18 protein-coding genes are annotated in these 20,317 nt (G+C 60.4%); 7 read left to right on the forward strand and 11 right to left on the reverse strand.

Translation table 11 applies throughout. From position 1 onward, the window contains the following. Positions 1-53: 53 nt before the first annotated feature. The 7 genes from Q1B40_RS15115 to Q1B40_RS15145 form a co-directional block, all read right to left on the reverse strand. Entirely contained in the window at positions 54-1,337 is a 1,284-nt protein-coding gene (locus tag Q1B40_RS15115) for an ABC transporter substrate-binding protein (protein WP_299816186.1), read from the reverse strand. 68 nt (positions 1,338-1,405) lie between these two features. Next, entirely contained in the window at positions 1,406-2,476 is a 1,071-nt protein-coding gene (locus Q1B40_RS15120; RefSeq protein WP_299816188.1) for an ABC transporter ATP-binding protein, read from the reverse strand. Between the two features lie 5 nt (positions 2,477-2,481). Next, the gene (locus Q1B40_RS15125) at positions 2,482-3,264 is read right to left on the reverse strand and encodes a DeoR/GlpR family DNA-binding transcription regulator (protein ID WP_299816190.1); all 783 of its coding nucleotides are present in this window, start codon (positions 3,262-3,264) and stop codon (positions 2,482-2,484) included. 509 nt (positions 3,265-3,773) lie between these two features. Then, a complete protein-coding gene (locus Q1B40_RS15130; protein ID WP_299816191.1) occupies positions 3,774-4,865 on the reverse strand; it encodes an ABC transporter ATP-binding protein in 1,092 nt (363 codons plus the stop codon). A gap of 33 nt (positions 4,866-4,898) precedes the next feature. Continuing rightward, the gene (locus Q1B40_RS15135; RefSeq protein ID WP_299816193.1) at positions 4,899-6,047 is read right to left on the reverse strand and encodes a carbohydrate ABC transporter permease; all 1,149 of its coding nucleotides are present in this window, start codon (positions 6,045-6,047) and stop codon (positions 4,899-4,901) included. A gap of 12 nt (positions 6,048-6,059) precedes the next feature. Then, positions 6,060-7,298: a carbohydrate ABC transporter permease gene (locus Q1B40_RS15140; protein WP_299816195.1), complete on the reverse strand. Its 1,239-nt coding sequence runs from the start codon at positions 7,296-7,298 to the stop codon at positions 6,060-6,062. A gap of 190 nt (positions 7,299-7,488) precedes the next feature. Next, positions 7,489-8,847 (reverse strand): ABC transporter substrate-binding protein, encoded by a 1,359-nt coding sequence (locus Q1B40_RS15145; RefSeq protein ID WP_299816551.1) that lies wholly within the window; start codon positions 8,845-8,847, stop codon positions 7,489-7,491. 265 nt (positions 8,848-9,112) lie between these two features. On the opposite strand from Q1B40_RS15145, the gene Q1B40_RS15150 reads away from it, so the two are divergent. Next, positions 9,113-10,156, forward strand: coding sequence for a LacI family DNA-binding transcriptional regulator (locus tag Q1B40_RS15150; protein ID WP_299816197.1), 1,044 nt, complete (start codon positions 9,113-9,115; stop codon positions 10,154-10,156). A 31-nt stretch (positions 10,157-10,187) separates the two neighbouring features. Here Q1B40_RS15150 and Q1B40_RS15155 read toward each other — a convergent pair whose 3' ends face one another. Continuing rightward, positions 10,188-10,859: a GntR family transcriptional regulator gene (locus Q1B40_RS15155; protein WP_299816199.1), complete on the reverse strand. Its 672-nt coding sequence runs from the start codon at positions 10,857-10,859 to the stop codon at positions 10,188-10,190. A 394-nt stretch (positions 10,860-11,253) separates the two neighbouring features. Here Q1B40_RS15155 and Q1B40_RS15160 point away from each other — a divergent pair, with 394 nt between their 5' ends. The 4 genes from Q1B40_RS15160 to Q1B40_RS15175 are packed head-to-tail and all read left to right on the forward strand — an operon-like array spanning position 11,254 to position 15,246. Beyond that, positions 11,254-12,246, forward strand: coding sequence for a zinc ABC transporter substrate-binding protein (locus Q1B40_RS15160; protein WP_299816200.1), 993 nt, complete (start codon positions 11,254-11,256; stop codon positions 12,244-12,246). Continuing rightward, complete coding sequence (locus Q1B40_RS15165; RefSeq protein ID WP_299816202.1) at positions 12,246-13,085, forward strand: metal ABC transporter ATP-binding protein; 840 nt, start codon at positions 12,246-12,248, stop codon at positions 13,083-13,085. Before Q1B40_RS15160 ends, Q1B40_RS15165 begins: the two co-directional genes overlap by 1 nt. 6 nt (positions 13,086-13,091) lie before the next feature. Next, positions 13,092-14,318 (forward strand): metal ABC transporter permease, encoded by a 1,227-nt coding sequence (locus tag Q1B40_RS15170; protein ID WP_299816204.1) that lies wholly within the window; start codon positions 13,092-13,094, stop codon positions 14,316-14,318. Between the two features lie 4 nt (positions 14,319-14,322). Continuing rightward, positions 14,323-15,246 carry a metal ABC transporter permease gene (locus tag Q1B40_RS15175; RefSeq protein WP_299816206.1) on the forward strand — a complete coding sequence of 308 codons (924 nt, stop codon included), beginning with the start codon at positions 14,323-14,325 and terminating at the stop codon, positions 15,244-15,246. Positions 15,247-15,354: 108 nt separating this feature from the next. On the opposite strand, the gene Q1B40_RS15180 is transcribed toward Q1B40_RS15175, so the two are convergent. The 3 genes from Q1B40_RS15180 to Q1B40_RS15190 all read right to left on the reverse strand — a co-directional run bounded on the left by Q1B40_RS15180 (position 15,355) and on the right by Q1B40_RS15190 (position 18,337). After that, positions 15,355-16,389 (reverse strand): glycine betaine/L-proline ABC transporter ATP-binding protein, encoded by a 1,035-nt coding sequence (locus tag Q1B40_RS15180; RefSeq protein WP_299816208.1) that lies wholly within the window; start codon positions 16,387-16,389, stop codon positions 15,355-15,357. Further along, a complete protein-coding gene (locus Q1B40_RS15185; RefSeq protein ID WP_299816210.1) occupies positions 16,382-17,266 on the reverse strand; it encodes a proline/glycine betaine ABC transporter permease in 885 nt (294 codons plus the stop codon). The genes Q1B40_RS15180 and Q1B40_RS15185 overlap by 8 nt, the downstream gene beginning before the upstream one ends. 78 nt (positions 17,267-17,344) lie before the next feature. Further along, positions 17,345-18,337, reverse strand: coding sequence for an ABC transporter substrate-binding protein (locus Q1B40_RS15190; RefSeq protein ID WP_299816212.1), 993 nt, complete (start codon positions 18,335-18,337; stop codon positions 17,345-17,347). A 593-nt stretch (positions 18,338-18,930) separates the two neighbouring features. Here Q1B40_RS15190 and Q1B40_RS15195 point away from each other — a divergent pair. Together Q1B40_RS15195 and Q1B40_RS15200 are read left to right on the forward strand one after the other, a co-directional pair. Continuing rightward, positions 18,931-19,344 carry a VOC family protein gene (locus Q1B40_RS15195; RefSeq protein ID WP_299816214.1) on the forward strand — a complete coding sequence of 138 codons (414 nt, stop codon included), beginning with the start codon at positions 18,931-18,933 and terminating at the stop codon, positions 19,342-19,344. After that, a complete protein-coding gene (locus tag Q1B40_RS15200) occupies positions 19,341-20,288 on the forward strand; it encodes a glyoxylate/hydroxypyruvate reductase A (protein WP_299816216.1) in 948 nt (315 codons plus the stop codon). The genes Q1B40_RS15195 and Q1B40_RS15200 overlap by 4 nt, the downstream gene beginning before the upstream one ends. Positions 20,289-20,317: the final 29 nt, after the last annotated feature.

Genomic DNA, 20,317 nt, shown 5'->3' on the forward strand with positions numbered 1-20,317 from the left:
GAGGGAAAGGCGATGCGCCGGGGCTGAGCCCGGCGCGCCGCCCTTCCGGCGTATCAGCGGTACTCGGCGAGGATCTTGTCCGCCTCGGCCTGTGCTTCCTTCAGAGCCGTCTCGGCATCCTTCTTGCCGGTAATGGCGGCTGCCAGGGCATCGTTGAAGATGCCGGTGACGCGCTGGTTCTGATAGGTGGAGAGTTCCGCCTTGGCGAATTCCAGCTGGTCACGGGCGACCAGGGCCGGAGCGAAGTCGGCCGCATAGGCCTTCATCGTATCCGTTTCCCAGGTTTCCGGGCGCGGTGCGACGTAGCCGGTCGCGATGGTCCATTTTGCCGACTGTTCCGGCGCGGTGATCCACTGGACGAATTTCACCGCGGCCTTGTTCTGTTCGTCGGAAGCGCCCTTGAACAGATAGAAGTTGCCGCCCCCGGTCGGAGCCCCGCGCTGAACCTTCTCCGGCAGCATGGCAACGCCGAACTTGAAGGGCGCGTTGTCGCGCACGTTGGTCAGGTTGCCGGTCGAGGTCCACATCATCGCGGTCTGGCCCTCGAAGAATGCCTTCGGGGTTGCGCCCCACTCGATGATGCCTGGTGCCATGACTCCATATTCGGTGCTGAGATCGACGAGATACTGCAGTGCCTCGACAACCTTTGGATCGTCAAAGTAGGTCTTGTTGCCTTCCGCGTTCGCCAGGACCGCACCGTTCTCGATGGCGAGCCCCTGGAACAGCCAATAAGGGAAGCCGGAAGAGGGAATGCGCACACCCCACTGGGTGGCCTTGCCCGAGGCATCCTTTTTGGTCAGCTTCTTGCTGAATGAAACCATCTCGTCCCAGGTTGCCGGAGCGACGTCCGGATCCAGACCGGCATCCTCGAACGCTGCCTTGTTCCAGTAGAGAACCGGCGTGGAACGCTGGAAGGGAATGCCGTAGGTCTTGCCGCCGGTCTGGCTGTTTTCCATGAAGGCCGGATAGAAGCCTTCCAGCCATGTCTTGTCTTCATCGGTGGTCAGATAATCGTCGAACGGTATGATCAGGTCTTCATCGATCAGGGTGAACATGTCGACGGACAGGATCACCGAAAGCTGCGGAGGATTGCCGCCGCGCGAGGCGGTGATCGCCTTGGCGACCGTGTCCTGGTAGGACCCGGCATAGACGGCATCGATGTTCACATCCGGGTTCTGGGCGACATATTCGTCGGTCAGTTCCTGGATGGTTTCAGCTGCCTTGCCGCCGACGGCGACAGGAAAATAGAATTGCAGGTCAACAGCCTGAGCGGAGGCCCAGGTGCTGAATGAAAGCGCCGTTGCGGCAACGGCTTTCAGGAAAAAGGACTTCAACATCGGTTCAGTTCCCAAGGTTTGAGCTTCCGCACCACTGCGGTCTGTCTGCGCGAGCCCACGCAGTTCATTCAGGAACGCAATTGCGCTCCATATTCCGAAACCAGTTCGTCCCGGCGCCTGCCGGTCTGTCCGTCGAACACATGCAGGGCGCACGTCTCGAACCCAAGATCGATGGACTGACCCGGGACGACGCTTTTTGTCGTCGGCAGCCGCACCTGGAACGGGGTTCCGCCAATCACGCAGTCGGCCAGGATATCCGCACCCAGATATTCAAGCGCCTGGACCGAAGCGGACACCGGCCCGCCCTCCTCAAGGTGCATCGCCTCGGGACGGATACCGAGCGTGTGCTCCGGCGCATTTGCAAGCCGACTGAAGACCCTTGCCGGAAACAGGTTCATTGGCGGCGTGCCAACAAACCGGGCGGCGAAGGGGGTTGCCGGTTTCTCATAGAGGTCGCGCGGCGTGGCAGCCTGTTCCAGGCGGCCTGCATTCAGCAGCACGACCTGATCCGCCATCGTGATGGCCTCCACCTGGTCGTGGGTCACATAGACCATCGTGAAACCGAGCTGCTTCTGCAGGGCGCGGATTTCCACGCGCATTTCATGACGCAGCTTGGCATCGAGATTTGAAAGCGGTTCGTCCATCAGACAGATCAGCTTCTCGCCGATGATGGCGCGGCCGAGCGCGACACGCTGCTGCTGGCCGCCGGAAAGCTGTCCCGGCTTGCGCTCCAGAAGGTCCGAAAGACCCAGCAGGCCCGCCACTTTCGCGAGCCGCGCATCCCGGTCACTCCGGCCGACCCGCCGGACCTTCAGACCGAAGATGATGTTTTCCGCGACACTCAGATGCGGGAACAGCGCATAGGACTGAAAAACCATGGACAGGTCGCGCTTGGAACACGGCCGGCCCGTCACATCCTCGCCGCCGATGAGGACCTTCCCCTCGCTGACGTTTTCCAGGCCGGCGATCATCCGCAAGGTGGTGGACTTGCCGCAACCGGACGGTCCGAGAAGGGCAGTGAAGGATCCTTCGGGAATATGGATCGAGACCCCGTCGACAGCCGTTATCTCTCCCCACCTGCGAGTGACATTCTCCAGCTGGATAGGCTTGCCGGTGCGCGGCTGCAGGTCACCGGTCATCGCAATCAGCTCCCGTTGTCGGCGGCATGCACCACCGTCTTCGTACCCTGAAGACTGGCAAGAATACCGGGCGGTACGGACCGGTCCGTGAAAACCGCATCGACATCGCTCAAGTGCCCGCCGCGCACATGCGCGCTGCGTCCGAACTTGCTGTGATCGAGCACCAGGAAAGACCTGCGGCAGTTGGCGAGGATCGACTGGCGGGCCGCCACCTCGTCCTCATGGAAATCCAGCAGCGTTCCGTCGTCATCGACGCCGGCAACGCCGAAGATGCCGATATCGACCTTGTAGTTGGCAAAGAAGGCCTGCGCCGATGATCCAAGCACGTCCCGGTCGCCATGCCGCAAGCGGCCGCCCGCGATAGTCACCTGGAAGCTCGCGTTCACGGACGCCGTGAAGGCGACATTCAGGTTGTTGGTGAAAATCGCCAGGTTCTCGTGGCCCGTCAGGGCCTGCATGGCGATCTCCGGCGTCGTACCGATCGAAAAGGCCAGCGAACTGTTGTTCTCGACCTCGCCCGCCACAAGCGTCGCTATATGCTGTTTTTCCGGAAGGTTCAGGATCTGCCGGGTGGAATAATGAATATTTGATGCGGGCGCGGGAGGCTCGACACCGCCGTGCGTCCGCCGCAGGATCCCCTGCTCGCACAGGCCGTTCACGTCGCGGCGGATGGTCTGGGTGGTCACGTCAAATCGTTCGGCCAGCTCCTCCACCGATGCAAAACCCGTCTTTTGCACCAGATCGGCAATTTCCGCCTGCCGTTTTGAAATGTCTAACTGACCAAGCATCTTTTTTAACCCGACCTCATCCTGTCTGCCCCTGCTGCCAACAGGATCAGACTTCGTCCTGGGACTTCGCGCTGACTCAAAACGGCCAACTTCGAACCCCCATAAATCATGTTCATATGAACTTTATTCGAAGCTCATATGAACATGATATGACAATCCGGACCCCGTCGCACCGGCTCACTGTCCCGCAGCGCAGCATCCACCGGTTTCACCGGACGCTTCCGGCAACCGAAAACAGGTTGCAGCCGGTGACCAAGGATTGGATCTGTTTTTTTTGAAAAGGAACAAAGTCGCTCGACTTGGAGCGCGGCGCGTCAAATTGCTTGCCGGAGGTCATCTCCGACGTGATCCGGGACCCATTGGTTTCCGGTGCGGCGTAGCTTTGGGGAACCCTCGTTGAAGGTCCTCAGCGCACGCTCAGAACAAAGCGGCATCCCCCTCCCCCCTTGTGGGGAGGGGTTAGGGGTGGGGGTCTCCACCAACAAAATCAGATAGCTGTCCCTCACCGCCTACCGGTAGAAAAACGACGTCCCCTTATCGTCGAAGAGATGCAGTTTTTCCGGGGCTGCGGTCAGGCGGATATTGGTGCCCTTGGCGATCTTGTGAATGCCCGGCAGTTTGGCGATCAGCGCGGCCTCGCCGTTCTTGGACATGAAATAGAGCACCGTTGTTTCGCCCAGCGCCTCGACGATATCGACATCGGCCGACACGAGGAACTCGTCGCTTTCGGTGATCGTCAGGTCTTCCGGCCGCACGCCCAGCCTGACTGAACTTCCGGCATCGCTGCCTTGCGAGGCGATCGGCACGGTCGCACGGCCGCCGTCGGGCATTTGCACCGATGTCGTCTCGCCGGCTGCGGTGATTTTTGCGTCAAGCAGGTTCATGGCCGGTGAGCCGATGAACTGGGCGACGAACGTGTTCGCCGGACGTTCATAGAGGTCGAGCGGTGCGCCGACCTGTTCGATATTGCCGCCATGCAGCACCACGATGCGGCTGGCGAGGGTCATCGCCTCCACCTGGTCGTGCGTCACATAGACCATGGTGCTTTCCGGCATGCTTTCCTTGAGCTGCGCGATCTCGATCCGGGTCGCCACGCGCAGCGCCGCATCGAGGTTCGACAGCGGCTCGTCGAAAAGGAAGACTTTCGGATTGCGCACGATGGCACGGCCGATGGCGACCCGCTGGCGTTGTCCGCCGGACAGCGCTTTCGGCAGGCGGTCCAGATAGGGTTCGAGCTGCAGGATGCGCGCCGCGTTGGCTATGGCTGCATCGATTTCCGAGCGTGATTTCTTGGCTATTTTCATGCCGAAAGCCATGTTGTCGCGCACCGTCATATGCGGGTAGAGCGCGTAGGTCTGAAACACCATGGCGATGCCGCGCTGTGCCGGCGGCACGTCGTTCATGCGCTCGTGGTCGATCTCCAGCGTCCCGCCGGTGATCGTCTCCAGGCCGGCGATCATCCTCAAGAGCGTGGACTTGCCGCAGCCGGACGGACCGACGAAGACGATCAGCTCGCCCTGGTCGATCTCCAGATTGATGTCCCGGAGGACTTCAACGCTGCCGTAGGATTTGCAGACATCTTTCAAAGACAGAGAGGACATGCCGGCTGCTCCCCAAATTGGTTGTTTTTCATTTTATTTCACCGATCCCGCAAGAAGGCCGCGGACGAGATAACGCTGCAGGGCGAAGAACACCGCCAGCGGAACGGCAATCGAGACGAATGCCGCCGTTGCCAGGATTTCCCAGTTGCCGCCTCTGGTGCCGAGCAGCTCGACGATCTGCTTGGTCATGACGGTGGTCTCGCCAGTGGCGTCGATCAGGAACACCATCGCCACCAGCAGATCGTTCCACGTCCACAGGAACTGGAAGATCGCGAAGGAGGCAAGCGCGGGAAAGGACAGCGGAAGGATGATCTTGACGAAGATCTGGAAGTCCGTCGCGCCGTCGACCCTGGCGTTTTCGATGATGTCACGCGGCAGGCCGACCATGTAGTTGCGCAGGAGATAGATCGCCAGCGGCAGGCCGAAGCCGGTATGCGCCAGCCAGACGCCCAGATAGCCCTTGCCGATCCCGACCGCCAGATGCAGCTTCAGAAGCGGGATCAGCGCCAGTTGCAGCGGCACCACGAGGAGCGCGACAACCGCTGCGATCAGCAGCGCCCGGCCGGGAAACCGCATCCAGGCCAGCGCGTAGGCCGCGAAGGCGGCAATGACGATCGGAATGATGGTCGCCGGGATCACCACGGTCAGCGTGTTGAAGAAGGCCTTGGTCATGCCCTCCCGGTTTGACGGATCGAAAAGCATCTCCCGGTAGTTGTCGAGCGTGAATTCCGGAGGCGAGCTTGCCGTCACGAACACCCGCTCGCCGCGCCGGCCGGAAAATTCCGTCTCGTTCACCAGCCGGTAGTCGCCATTTGCCTCGACCGTCAGGCGCCCGTCCTCGCCCATGTCCGCCGTTTCCCCGGGCGTATAGGCGGCGATGTCCTGGCTCGTTATGCCCCAGGCGGAGATCTCCGCCTGTCTGTCCGCTTCGAAAAGATTGCCCTGGATCACCCAGGTCCCGTTCTCCTGAACCTGCGTATCGGGATTGGCGGTGCGCAAGGTCTCGTTGCGTTCCGACGGCAGCATCGATGCCCACCAGCCACTGGACGAGATCTGGTCGGCCGTCCGGAAGGACGACACGAACAGCCCGACGGTCGGAAACAGCCAGAGCGCGACCAGCAGCACGACGGAAATCTGCACGGCCCAGGTGAGGCCGGATTTGGTACCTGCGATTGACGACATGGTCCCTCCCCCTCAGCTCATCTCTTTGCGTGCGTTGTAGACATTCCAGACCAGGATAGGCAGCACCAGCACCATGATGACGATGGCGCTGGCCGAGCCGACGCCCCAGTCATTCGCCCGGAACAGCTTGTCATACATGTAATTCGCCAGAACCTGCGTCTCCCACTGTCCGTTGGTCATGGCAAAGACGATGTCGAAGACCTTCAGGACGACCAGCGTGATGGTGGTCCAGACAACGACGATCGTGCCCATGATCTGCGGAACCTTGATCCTGAAAAAAATCTGGAACGGGTTGGCCCCATCGAGGATCGCCGCCTCGATCGTCTCTTCGGGAATGCCGCGCAGTGCCGCCGACAGGATGACCATGGCAAATCCGGTCTGGATCCAGATCAGCACCACCATCAGGAAAAAACTGTTCCAGAACGGCAGGGTCAGCCAGGTCTGCGGGGATCCGTAGGCGAATTCCGCCGCCAACACCGAAAACACCGACTTTGCGGACAGCCAGATCATCCAGGCGGCTACGAACCCGGCGAACAGACGCAGCGGCACGGACCACCAGGACCCGCCCGCGCCGGCTTCACGCCGGAAAAGCGGTTTCAGCGCGAGGTAAAGGACATAGGCCATGAGAAGCGCGAAACAGATCACGATCCCGGCCGGCAACAGGCGAAGAAACAGGTAGGAACCCGGCCCGCCCTCGAACATCAGCCAGATGGCGTTGAGCACGCCGATCTGGTCCTGGTTGGCGGGACGGGTGTCATAGATGAGCTTGAAGATCACCGACGCGCCGACAAAGGAGATCGCCATGGGCATGAAGATGAACGACTTGGCGACATTTCCCCAGGCGATGCGGTCGGTCAGTTGCGCGGCGAGCAGCCCGAAGGCGGTCGACATGGCCGGCACGATGATTAGCCAGAGCATGTTGTTGCGCATGGCTTCCCAGAATTTCGGCTCGCTCGCCATCTGGGCGTAATTGTCGAAACCGACGAACGCGCCGTCGAGACTGCGATCGGTGAACGACAGCCGCAGGGTCTCGATGACCGGGTAGCCCAGGTACAGCGCGAGCGCGAAAATCGCCGGAAACAGGAACAGCCAGGGGCGGATCATGTTGGCGCGGTTGATGTTCCGGCCGATATGCTTGCCGCGGGCGGGGAACAGGACCTTGTCCAGAAACTGGTTGGACAGGTAGAAATAGCCGATACAACCGCCAACGCCGACGATGATCGTTATCACACCTTGTAGTGCCGGATTCATGCTCTCCTCCCCGAGAACCTGCCTCAGTATCGGCCCGCTTTCATGATCATGCCTGAAAGTGAAAGGCTGACCGGCGCTCCAGGCTTTTGACGCCTGTTATTATGAGCATCTTCCGGCACCTTCCGGGGATGCCGGATCTGTCCGGAGTACAGCGCACCCCGGACAGATCATTTTCGTATGAAACGGAAAGTTACTTCAAGGCGTCCCAGGACGTCTGGATATTATCCGCAACTTCCTGAGCCGGCTTGCCGCCCACATAGTCGACCATTCCGGTCCAGAAGGTTCCAGCACCGACGCCGCCAGGCATCAGGTCGGAACCGTCGAAACGGAAGGTGGTTGCGTCAAGAAGAATGTCGCCGAGAGCCTTGCGGGTCTCCGTGACATAGACGTCCTTGTTCACACTCTTAAGCGGTGTCAGGAAACCGCCGCCTTCAAGGGACATCCAGAGCTCGTGCGCGATCGGCGTTTCCAGGAACTCGATGAAGGCATGCGCGGCCGGGCTGTCCTTGGTGATGGCGAACAACGTACCCGCGCCCAAAACCGGAGACCCGAGATCTTTTTCTGCGTAGGCCGGGAAGTAGAAGAAGTCGGCATCAAGACCCACTTCCGTTCCTTCCGGGAAGAAAGCCGGGATGAAGGACGCCTGATGGTGCAGGTAGCACTGCGGCGGCGATGAGAACATGCCCTTCGGGCTGTCGCGGAAATCGGTCGACGCCACGGCACCGGCGCCACCGGCGACAAAATCGTCGTTCCGGGCGAACCATCCGAATTCCTCGATGGCGCCAACCACCTTCGGGTCGTTGAACGGCAGCTCGTTGGTCACCCACTGGTCGTAGACATCGGCCGGCTGGGTGCGCAGCATCATGTCCTCGACCCAGTCGGTCGCCGGCCAGCCCGTTGCAGCACCGGAACCGAGCCCGATGCACCACGGGGTACCGCCATCCGCGACGATCTGTTCGGTCAGGGCCTTCAGCTCCTCCATCGTGGAGGGAACTTCATAGCCCGCGTCCTCGAAATTCTCCGGCACGTACCAGACCAGCGACTTAACGTCGGCCTTGTAGGGGAAAGCGTAGAAGGTCTTGCTGCCGTCCTTGCCTTCGTAGCTGCCCAGATCGACCCAGGACTGGCCGGCGGCATAATTGTCCTTCATCCATGCCTCGGCATCGGCACCGAGCGGTGTCAGGAAACCGCGTTTGGCAAGATCGGCCGCAAGGCCCGGCTGCGGGAAGACGGCGACATTCGGGGCGGAACCGGCTTCCGCGTCGACGACAATCTGCTGCTCCATGCTGTCGGAACCGGTATAGCGGACATCCACATTGGCCGCTTCACCGAAATAGGCGAGCACAGAGTCGAAAGCGTCCTGGTCCGGTCCGAGCCACGGCCCCAGAATGGTGAGCTGCTCACCGCCAAGATCGTGGGACTCGGCATAGGCCTTGTAGCTGTCCCAGTTGAAGCGTGTGTCTTCGCCCGGCGCATACATGAGGTCAGCCGCCGCTGCAGCACTGATGCAGAAAGCTGCGCCCAGCGCCATACCTGCTGTGCAGGTCATCAAACGTGTTTTCATGTCAATCCTCCCAGATCGTCCTCGTCCCAGGACCTTCAATTTAAAGTGGCACATCCACCTGCCCGCCAGCAATACCCACATGTATCGTGAGGGCAGTTATTCTCCCGGTATTGGCCATCCAAACCGCTTTGGATTTGGCTGACACCATGTCGTTACGCTTCGGCCTTGTCAAGCAGACAACTGACGAATTAGTGTTGCATTTCAATAGAAGCCTGTCGGGAGGGGCGCTTTCAAAGCGTTTTGGGCATATATGACCAGAGGTGTAAACCTTAAGGAATTATCACATCGGTTGAATTTGTCACAGACGACAGTCAGCCGTGCTTTGAACGGCTATCCCGAGGTCAGCGCCGAAACACGGCGGCGCGTTGCCGAAATGGCGGACCAGCTGGGTTACGCGCCGAACAGCCAGGCAAGACGTCTTGCGACCGGCCGGTCCATGGCGATCGGCCATGTCATACCCCGTTCGATCCATGAAATGATGAACCCGATCTTTCTGGAGTTCATCGCCGGGGCGGGCGAAACCTATTCCAGGCACGGATATGACATGATGCTGTCTGTCGTCGATGACGCGCATGAGGAAGACGCCTACAGGCAGATCGCCTCACGCAAGAAAGCCGATGGCGTGATCATTCACGGCCCCGCCAACGACGAGCGCCGGCACCTGCTGTTGAAGAAACTCAATCTGCCGTTCGTCGTGCACGGACGGATCCCGGGCGCCGAGGCGGAAACCTCCTGGATCGACATGAACAACCGCCGGGCTTTCGAACGGGCGACCAACCTCCTGCTCGACCTCGGCCACACCCGGATCGCCCTTCTCAATGGTCTGGAGCACATGGACTTTGCCCATCGGCGCCGCAGAGGCTTCGAGGATGCGCTGGCAGGCCGCGGGCTGTCTGCCGATCCCGCGCTCATGCGCAGTGCCGACATGACCGAACCTTATGGCTGCGAAAATGCGGTGGCGATGCTCAAGGGAGACAATCCGCCGACGGCGTTCCTGGTCTCCTCGATGATTTCAGCCATCGGCGTTGCCCGTGGCATCGGTCAATGCGGCCTGAAGACCGGCAAGGACGTCTCCATCATCACCCACGACGATGCCCTGTCCTTCCTGCCCAATTGCGGCGAGGTGCCGATCTTCACCTGCACGCGTTCCTCAGTCCGCTATGCGGGACAGAAGGCGGCGGAACTGCTTCTGGCGATGATTGCCGACCCGACCGCCAAACCCGCTTCCCTGCATATGGACGCGGAACTGATCATCGGCCAGTCGACCGGCCCCGCCCCGGTGAGGGAAAGTTGAAGCTCGTCGGCAGTAACTTGAAAACAGATGCCTATACGTGGGTCAGACCACAGGCTTCCAGAACACTGTGCATGGTGGCAAGGCCGGCCAGCCTGTGCGCCTTGGCGATTGCCGCGGCTTTGTCCTGGTCGCCGGCCCGGATCGCATCATAAAGCTCCCGGTGTTCGTCTGAATTGGCAGCCGGCCCCTTGTTGAGCCGAAGCAGAACGATATTTGCGCGGAAGACCTGATTGAGCAGGCTGGATATCATTTCGTCGAGCCGCACATTCCCGCCGCTGCGGGCGATCAACCGGTGAAAGCGATCATCCAGCATCGCCCAGCTTTCCATGTCAGCTTCGGCCAGAGCCTTCTCTGCGGAGATCACTGCCTCTTCAATGCCGGCGAGCACCCGGTCGCTGCATTCACCCTTGGCGGCCGAGCCCGCTGCAAGTGCCTCGAGAGCGGAAAGGATTTCGAAGACCTCGCAGATGTCCTTTTTCGAAATGGCGAGAACCTTGGCACCGCGCCGCGGAATGAGATCAACAAGCCGTTCCGCCTCCAGACGGATCAGGGCTTCACGCACGGGGGTCCGGCTCATGCCGAGTCGTCCGGCAATATCAGGTTCCGGCGCCTGAAAGCCCGGCGGCAGTCGTCCGGCCAGTATATCGGCCTTCAGACGCGCATAGGCTTTATCGACCCGCGTGGATTTGTCTTTCGATGGCATTTCGGAAAGCACCCGACTCCTACCCATATCACCGTGGATTGCACGAGCCCGTCACCGAATGCGGGCTACGGTGTTGTTTTGAAAGGAAATCAATTCCGCCCGGATAATTTTATCGTTTCAATTTTATCCAAAAGCTCAACCTTGCGGAAAAGCGCGCTCGACGCCGGATCGCGAGCACGTCGTTACTTATTGATATTGCACACGAATATGGCTTAATACCGGCGGTAATTTATTGTTAAAAATAACGAGGAATTCCTCCGGCAAGCCGGTTCGACCACCTTCAAATCTCTGCAGCCGACAAGCGCCGGAGGTAGTTGTTGCAAATCGTTCTTAAAAGCATTATTGTTGCAAATAACTCGCAAAAGCAAAAATCGCCTGGAGATCCTTCGAAGCCATGTTCAACCGAATTTTCGACGCCCGCAGCATCCGGTTCTCCTCCGCAGTTCTCGGTGTTCTTGTTTCAGCTCTGCTGATCCTTACCAGCCCGCCGACCGCCCGGGCCGGTCAGTTGAACATCGTCGCCACCACCGGGATGATTGCGGACGCTGCGACGCAAATCGGCGGCGACAGCGTCACCGTCAAGGCGCTGATGGGTCCGGGTGTCGATCCGCACGCCTACCGCCAGACCCGGTCCGATATCGTCTCCATGACAAAGGCTGATCTGATCCTGTGGCACGGCCTGTTTCTCGAAGCCCAGATGGAGGATTTCTTCCGCAAACTCGGCAAGTCGCGCAATGTCGTCGCGGTCGCCGAGGCCATGCCGAAAGACCAGTTGATCTCCCATGACGTCTACGCCAACAAATACGATCCGCATGTGTGGATGGACCCGGGCCGGTGGAGCTATGTCGCCGAAGCCATCCGCGATGCGCTGATCGAGGCATTGCCCGACCAAAAGGCCGTGTTCGAGGCCAACACGGCCGCCTATCTTCAGGAAATCGCCGCATTGGACACTTTCGCGGCCGATACCCTGGCAACGATTCCGGCAGACAGCCGGGTGCTGGTCTCCGCGCATGACGCTTTCAACTATTTTGGCGAAGCCTATGATTTCGACGTGATCGGCATTCAGGGCATCTCCACCCAGAGCGAAGCCGGCCTGCACCGGGTGGCGGAACTGGTCGATCTGCTGGTCGAGCGCGAAATCAGGGCGGTCTTCGTGGAATCCTCCGTTTCCGACCGGAGCGTCAGAGCCTTGATAGAAGGTGCGGCGGCCAGGGGACATGAGATCGTCATCGGCGGCTCGCTTTATTCCGACGCGATGGGAGAACCGGGAACCTATGAAGGCACCTATCTCGGCATGATCGATCACAACGTCACCACGATCGCCCGCGCGCTCGGCGGCGAAGCACCTCAAAAAGGCCGTCTCGGCCGACTGGCAGTAACGATGTGATGACCACGACCACACACCCGGCACTGGAACTTGCGGCAAGCGACGGCCGTACCGCCGATAGCGACAAGGACGTCGACCGGGACGCCGGACTTGCCGGCAGCGCCCTGGCGGTCAGGGGACTGACCGTGTCCTACGGAACCAAGCCGGCGGTATTCTCCATCGATGCGACCGTGCCGAAAGCCAGCATGACCGCGATTGTCGGCCCCAACGGCGCTGGAAAATCGACCTTCCTGAAAGCCGTGCTCGGCATTATTCCGCGCCTCTCCGGCGCTGCCTATGTCGACGGAAAACCGCTTGAGACCATGCGCAGGGCAATTGCCTATGTGCCCCAGCGCGCCTCCGTTGACTGGGATTTCCCGACGCGTGTGCGCGATGTTGTCACCATGGGCCAGTTCCGGGGACTGGGTCTGCTCGGCTTCATCCGCCCGGCGCACCGGAAAAAGACACTCGATTGCCTGGAACGGGTTGGCATGGCGGACTTTGCCGACCGGCAGATCGGCCAGCTCTCCGGCGGGCAGCAGCAGAGGGTCTTCCTTGCCCGCGCCCTTGCGCAGGACGCCGGTCTCTACCTGCTGGACGAACCCTTCGCGGGCGTCGACGCGGCCACCGAAAAAGCCATCATTGATGTTCTCAAAGGCCTGAAAGCAGAGGGCAAGACCGTGGTCTGTGTGCATCACGACCTTGCAACGGTGACCGATTATTTCGATCACGTCCTGATGCTGAACATCCGCAAGATCGCCGAAGGTCCGGTCTCCACCACGTTCACGGGACCGATGTTGCAGGAAACCTATGGCGGGCGGCTGGCAACGGCACATATCGATCAGCTCAAGCTGGATTAGATCGACATGCTTTCCGCGTTCCTCGATGCACTCACCTTGCAGGCCGGCTACAACGCCGCGCTGGTTTCCGTCGGCGCAACATTGCTGGGCATTGCAGGTGGCTGTGCCGGCTGTTTCCTGTTCCTGCGCAAACGCACGCTTGTCAGCGACGCGGTTGCCCACGCAACGCTGCCCGGCGTCTGCTTCGCCTTCATCCTGATGGTGTTTCTTGGCGGCGACGGCCGCAACCTTGTCGGTCTGCTGACCGGGTCCGCGGTAACCGCCGGCCTTGGCCTTCTGACAGTGGACTGGATCACCCGCAAGACCCGGCTCAGCGAAGACGCGGCGATCGGAGCGGTGCTATCGGTCTTTTTCGGGCTCGGTGTCGTTCTCCTGACCGTCATCCAGACCCTGTCGCACGGCAAGCAGGCAGGACTGGAAGGATTTCTGCTCGGTTCGACCGCCGGAATGCTTTTCCAGGATGCGGTGATCATCGCCGTGGGCGGCGCCCTCTCGACGGCTATCATTCTGGTTCTGCGCCGCCCCATGACCCTGGTGGCCTTCGACCCCGAATATGCCGGAGCCACCGGCGTGCCGGTCCGCCTCATCGACCTTGCCATGATGGGCGTGGTGATGATGGTCACCGTCGTCGGGCTGAAGCTGGTCGGGCTGATCCTGATCGTCTCCTCCCTGATCATCCCATCGGTTTCCGCCCGGTTCTGGACGGACCGGTCCGACAGGCTGCTGGTCATCGCCGCGTTCACCGGCGGGCTTGCCGGTTATCTCGGCACGGCCGTGTCGGCAACCGCACCCAACCTGCCGACGGGACCGATCATCGTTCTCGTCAACTTCGCGTTCTTCTCCATCTCGATGCTGCTGTCGCCGAAGCGCGGCGTTCTGGCGGCATTTCTCCGGCACAGGAAATTTCAGGCGGATGTCCATCTCCATCAGGGCCTGACGTCTCTTGCCCGGGGAGAAACCATCCGCGAGCCGCTGACGCAGAAGATGATGCGCCGCGCCGGTTACATCCGCGAGGACCTGGTCGCGACCGGCAAGGGCCGCGCCGCAGCGGCCAAGACCGTTCTTGACGAGGCCCGTTGGGCGAAGGCGCGGCAGATCATTCAGGACGAGGCGATCTTCGCCAGCTATGACGGCCTCACCCCGATCGAGGCGGTGCTCACGCGCGACCAGATCAGGGACATCGATGCCGCGCTCGGCGCGCCGTCGCCCCTCTCCTCTCCGGCGGAAGGATAAAGGAATGGGCGCCGAATTCGTTCAATTGAGCCTCACACCAATCCTGATCGGCGTCCTGGCGGCAATCGCCTGCGCGATCCCGGGCAACTTCCTGCTGCTGCGCAAGCAGGCCCTGATCGGCGATGCCATTTCCCATGTCGTCCTGCCCGGCATCGTCGCCGCCTTCCTGATAACCGGCACCATCTCGACCTGGCCGATGATGCTCGGCGCCGCCGGAGCGGCGGTCGTCGCCGTGGTCATGATCGAGGCCATCCGCAGGCTTGGCCGGATCGAGACAGGCGCCGCCATGGGGGTGACCTTCACCACCCTCTTCGCCGCCGGGGTTCTGCTTCTGGAGCAGACAGACACCAGTTCGGTACATCTGGACGTCGAACATGCGCTTTACGGCAATCTGGAAAGCCTTATCTGGCTGTCGGCGACCGGCTGGACCTCCCTTTGGGATCCGGTAGCTCTGGCGGACCTGCCTCCGGAACTGACGCGCATGGCGGTGACGACCCTTGTCATCGCCCTGCTGACGGCCGTTTTCTGGCGAGCGCTCAAGATCTCCACATTCGACGAGGGCTACGCCAACTCCATCGGCATACTTGTGAAAACCATCGGCTTCGGTCTCGTCATCGTCTCGGCCGTGGCCGCGGTCGCCGCCTTCGACGCCGTTGGCTCGATCATCGTCATCGCCATGTTCATCTGCCCACCGGCAACGGCCCGCCTCATGACCAACCAGCTGGAACACCAGATCCTGTGGAGCATATTCTTCGGCGCGGGGTCTGCTGTCGCCGGCTATGTCCTGGCCGGCTACGGCCCCCTCTGGCTGGGCAGTTCCAACGCGGTGAGCGCCGCCGGAATGATCGCAACCGTCTCGGGTCTCGTTCTGGGGATTGCCTGTCTCTACGCACCTGCAAGGTCAAGGGTTACAGCGAGCGGAAATTAGGACGCAGAACAAAGAGGCGCCGCAAAAAAGCCCCGGAGAGATCTCCGGGGCTTTTGCTTTCAGGCCGCTCCCGGCGCAAGGCCGGGATGGCGGAACCGGATACCGGCGTCAATGTGTTGCCGGTGTTACCATTGCACTGATCGTGTCCTGCACATTGAGGACGCCGACCGGTCGGCCGTCACCGCTGACGACGCTCGCCTCGCCCAGGCCGGTCTCGGCGAAGGTCTTGGCCGCCTCCTCCAGCATGATGCCGCTGGAGATCGTCAGGCCGCCTTCTTCCACCGTCCTGGTCCTGTCCATGACGGTATCGACCAGGATCACCCGTCCGCGGTTCACTTCCTTGACGAAGTCGGCGATATACTGATCCGCAGGCCTGAGAACGATCTCCTGACCGGTCCCCTGCTGGATCACCGCGCCGTCCCTGAGAATGGCGATCTTGTCGCCCAGGCGCAGGGCTTCGTCCAGATCGTGGGTGATGAAGACGATCGTCTTGTGCAGTTCCTCCTGAAGATCCAGGAGCACACTCTGCATGTCCATCCGGATCAGCGGATCGAGCGCGGAAAACGCCTCGTCCATCAGCAGGATGTCGGCATCGTTGGTCAGCGCCCGGGCAAGCCCCACACGCTGCTGCATCCCGCCGGACAGCTGGTTCGGGTAATGATCCTCGAAGCCTTCCAGTCCGACGCGGGCAATCCAGCGGGCGGCGCGCTTTTCCGCCTCTTTCATCGGCACGCCCTGGATCTCCAGACCGTAGACGGTGTTTTTCATCACCGTGCGGTGCGGCAGAAGCGCAAACTTCTGGAACACCATCGCGGTCTTGTGCCGGCGAAACTCCCGCAGTTCCTTCTGGGACATCTTGCAGACGTCTTCGCTGCCGTAGAGAACCTCGCCGTCGGTCGGATCGATCAGCCGGTTGATATGCCGGATCAGTGTGGATTTGCCCGACCCGGACAAGCCCATCACCACCTCGATCTTGCCACCGGGCATGGAGATGTTGATGTCGTTCAGACCAAGCACATGGTTGAACTTTTCATTCAGTTCGGCCTTGGACATGCCGTCCTTGACCTTCTGAACCATCTCCTTGCCGTTCGGACCGAAGATTTTATAGAGGTTCTTGATCTCTATGCCTGTTGCCTCACCCATGGACGACCTCCGAATGCTTCTGAAGGCGCTTGCCATAGGCCTGTGTGGCCCGATCGAAGATGATCGCAATGGACACGATGGCGAGGCCGCTGAGGACCCCTGCGGTCAGATACTGATTGTTGATTGCGTTCAGGACTTCCTGCCCGAGCCCCTTCACGCCGATCATGGAGGCAACGACCACCATGGACAGTGACATCATGATGCACTGGTTGATACCGGCCATGATGGTGGGAAGCGCGAGCGGCAGCTGAACATTCATGAGCTTCTGGCTGCCGCTGGACCCGAAAGCGTCGGCCGCTTCGAGAACATCCTGGTCAACCAGGCGGATGCCGAGATTGGTCAGGCGGATCATCGGCGGAATGGCGTAGATCACCACGGCGATGAGGCCGGGAACCTTGCCGATACCGAATATCATGACGACTGGGATCAGGTAGACGAAGCTTGGCATGGTCTGCATGAGATCCAGCACCGGATTGACCAGCCGCTGGACGCGATCGGAACGCGCCATGAAAATTCCGATGGGAATACCCAGCACGATCGCCAGCAAGGTACAGACCGTGACCATGGCGATGGTGCGCATGGTGTCTTCCCACAGGCCGAAAACGCCAATCAGGGACAAAGCGATGACTGTCCCGACGGTGATGCTCACCTTGCGGCTCATCAGAAAGACGATCCCCGCAAAGAACGCCAGCACGAGTGGCCAGGGCGAGGTGATCAGAAGCCGTTCCAGCAAAACCAGGAAGTCTTGCAGAGGGTCGAAGAATTTGTCGATCAGATCGCCGTAGGCTCTGGTGAACTCCTTGAACGATCCATCGATGGTTTTCTTGATTGTCAGCAAACTGCCCCGGCTGAGCGAGGGAAATTCTATCCAGTCCATCTTATCTGTCCCGATGGTATTATTGCCCCTTATGGATGAGGCCGCGCCTCAGGCGCGGCCTCGGTCTTTTCTGCCTTTTTACAGAGAGGCTTTTACCTTCTCCGCAACTTCCGGGCTGACCCACTTGGACCAGACGTCCTGGAAGTTTTCCAGGAAGTAGTAAGCGCCGTCTTCGTTGCTCGCCTGGTTGTCCGTCATCCAGGCCAGGACCTTGCCGGCCGTCCGGTTATCCCAGGTGCGGCCTTTGACGTAGTCCATCGCCGGACCCGCCTTTTCGGCGAAATCCTTGGTCACCACGGTGTAGACTTCGGACTTCACCCAGGAATTCGGCTTCGGATCCGCGCAGTCTTCGACCACGGTGCAGTTGTCCCATTCATCCTTGTCGTGCGGCGTTTCAAAGTCGAGCAGGGTCATGTCGTACTTGCCGAGAATGGCGGTCGGCGCCCAGTAATAGCCGAGCCAGCCTTCCTTGCGCTCGTTGGCACGGGCGAGCGCGCCGTCGAGGCCTGCTGCGGAACCCGGGTCGACGATTTCAAATCCGCCTTCATCGAAGCCGAAGGCGCGGAACAGGTTGCCGGTGGTGATGCGGCAGTTCCAGCCGGTCGGGCAGCTGTAGAAAGCGCCCTTGCTGTCGTCTTCCGCGCCCGGGAACAGTTCCGGATGCGCCAGCGCGTCCTTGACCGTGTAGATGTCATGTTCCTCGGCGAGATATGTCGGAACCCAGAAGCCTTCGACGCCGCCTTCATTGAGGATCTCGCCACCGATGATCAGGGAGCCTTCGGCAACGGCTGCGTCGAGCGGCTCGCGCACGGCGTTGATCCAGAGCTCCGGAGCCATGTCCGGCTCACCTTTTTCGTTCATCGAGGTGAAGGTCGGCATGGTATCGCCGGTAACCAGCTCCACATTGCAGCCATAGCCGTTTTCCAGGATCAGCTTGTCGATCTGCGCGATCGCGCCGGCAGATGCCCAGTTCATTTCGGCAACAGTAACCGTGCCGCACTCTTCTGCCATGGCGGAAGATGCCATACCGATCAGAGCGGTCGCGGCGACCGAGACTAACAACTTCTTCATGAGTGTACTCCTGTGTAGTCTGTTTGCTTGATTTTGCATTGGGCACGACAAGAAAACACTTCCTTAGAAGTATTGACTTCCCGGCACATCCAAAGAAAAGGTATTACGAGCAAAGAACGCATAAAAACCAAGAAGGCTGTGAGATTATTTTTGTTCAACAATGCCTTCATGTTACGCATATACGCTATTCTTGCTCTGACACCCCCTACCTCAACCTCTCCAGTCAGCTGGAAGGTCATATCGGGTATTATGATCCGGCCAGGGGCGTTACGATCAATACAATTGCATTATGTTGCCTTTAGCACAACAGTATAGCCGCACTTCTCATACCATTCATACGACTAATTTCACGGACATGTCTGCAAACGACATTTTCGTGCCTGTAATCGCCACATACCCTAATTTTCTTTCGGTCGGTGATTCTTGAAGTTGCTCCGATCCGCGCGAAAAAGGCCTCCTGCATCGCCTTTCGAAGGACGGAGCCGGGATCCCGCACCATCGCTCGCCGCCGATTTTCTCCAGCGCATCAGATCGCGGCTTTGCAACCGGGAAGGAAATGCTATGAGCGTTGTGTCTTTTCGAAGGAGAAACCGATGCAGCCCTGTTTTCATCTCGCCTATCACGTCACCGATCTGGACGAAGCCCGCGCCTTCTATGGGGGTCTGCTTGGCTGCAAGGAAGGCCGCAGCACCGACACCTGGGTCGACTTCAACTTCTTCGGCCACCAACTGTCGCTGCATCTCGGCAAGCCGTTCGAAACGACGAATACCGGCAAGGTCGGCGACCATATGGTGCCGATGCCACATCTCGGCGTGGTTCTCGCCATGCCCGACTGGCGCGCCCTGGCAGACAGGCTGACAGAGGCAAAACTTGCCTTTATCATCGCCCCCACGATCCGCTTTGAAGGCCAGCCGGGCGAACAGAGCACCATGTTTTTCAGGGACCCGTCCGGAAACCCGATCGAAATTAAGGGGTTCGCCGACCAGGCCGGAGTATTCGCCGCATGAAACCACTCATCCCCTTTGTCTCCCAGTCGACTTCCGGTGACCGGCTGGCCTGGGAGGAGGTCCTGCCCGGAGCCCTGTCAGGGATCGCCGAAATCAAGCCCTTCGCCGACCTGACGGACGAAGAGCGCCGTGCCGCGACTGTGGCAATCGTCGCCAACCCCGATCCTGCGGAAGTCGCCGCGCTTCCCAACCTCACCTGGGTTCAGAGCCTGTGGGCCGGGGTCGAACGGCTGACGGCAGAACTGCCTGAAGACGGCCCCTTGATCGTGCGTCTCACCGACCCGCAAATGGCGGAGACCATGTCGGAGGCCGTGCTGGCCTGGACGCTTTATCTCCACCGCGACATGCCGCGTTACATGGCCCAGCAGCGCCTGAAGATCTGGCACGAGCATCACTATCTGGCAGCGGCGGACCGCACGGTCGGCATTCTCGGTCTCGGCAATCTCGGCAACGCTGCCGCGCAGCGTCTGCGCGCCAATGGTTTCAACGTGCTTGGTTGGAGCCGCAGCGAAAAGAAGCTGGACGGCATCTCCTGCCACCATGGCCCGGAAGGGCTGCACGCGGTCCTGAGCCGGTCGGACATCGCTGTTCTTCTGATGCCGTTGACAGACGAGACACGCGGCATGATCGGCGCTGCGGAACTGCAGGCCTGCAAACAGGGGGCCTGTCTCATCAACTTCGCCCGTGGCCCGATCCTGGACACGCAGGCGCTGATCGCGGCGCTCGAAGATGGGCCGCTCGATCATGCGGTGCTCGACGTGTTCGAAAAGGAACCTTTGCCCGCGTCCGATCCGCTCTGGCAGCATGAGAAAGTCACCGTGCTTCCGCATGTCTCGGCGCCGACAACGAGAAGCACGGCATCCAGGATCGTCGCTGGCAATATCGAACGTTATTTCGCCACCGGGGAAATCCCGCCGAGCGTCGACAGGACACGGGGATACTGAGTCTTTTGGAAAGTGCGTCGCAATAGTGT

The organism is uncultured Roseibium sp. (assembly GCF_947496995.1).
Taxonomy (GTDB): Bacteria; Pseudomonadota; Alphaproteobacteria; order Rhizobiales; family Stappiaceae; genus Roseibium.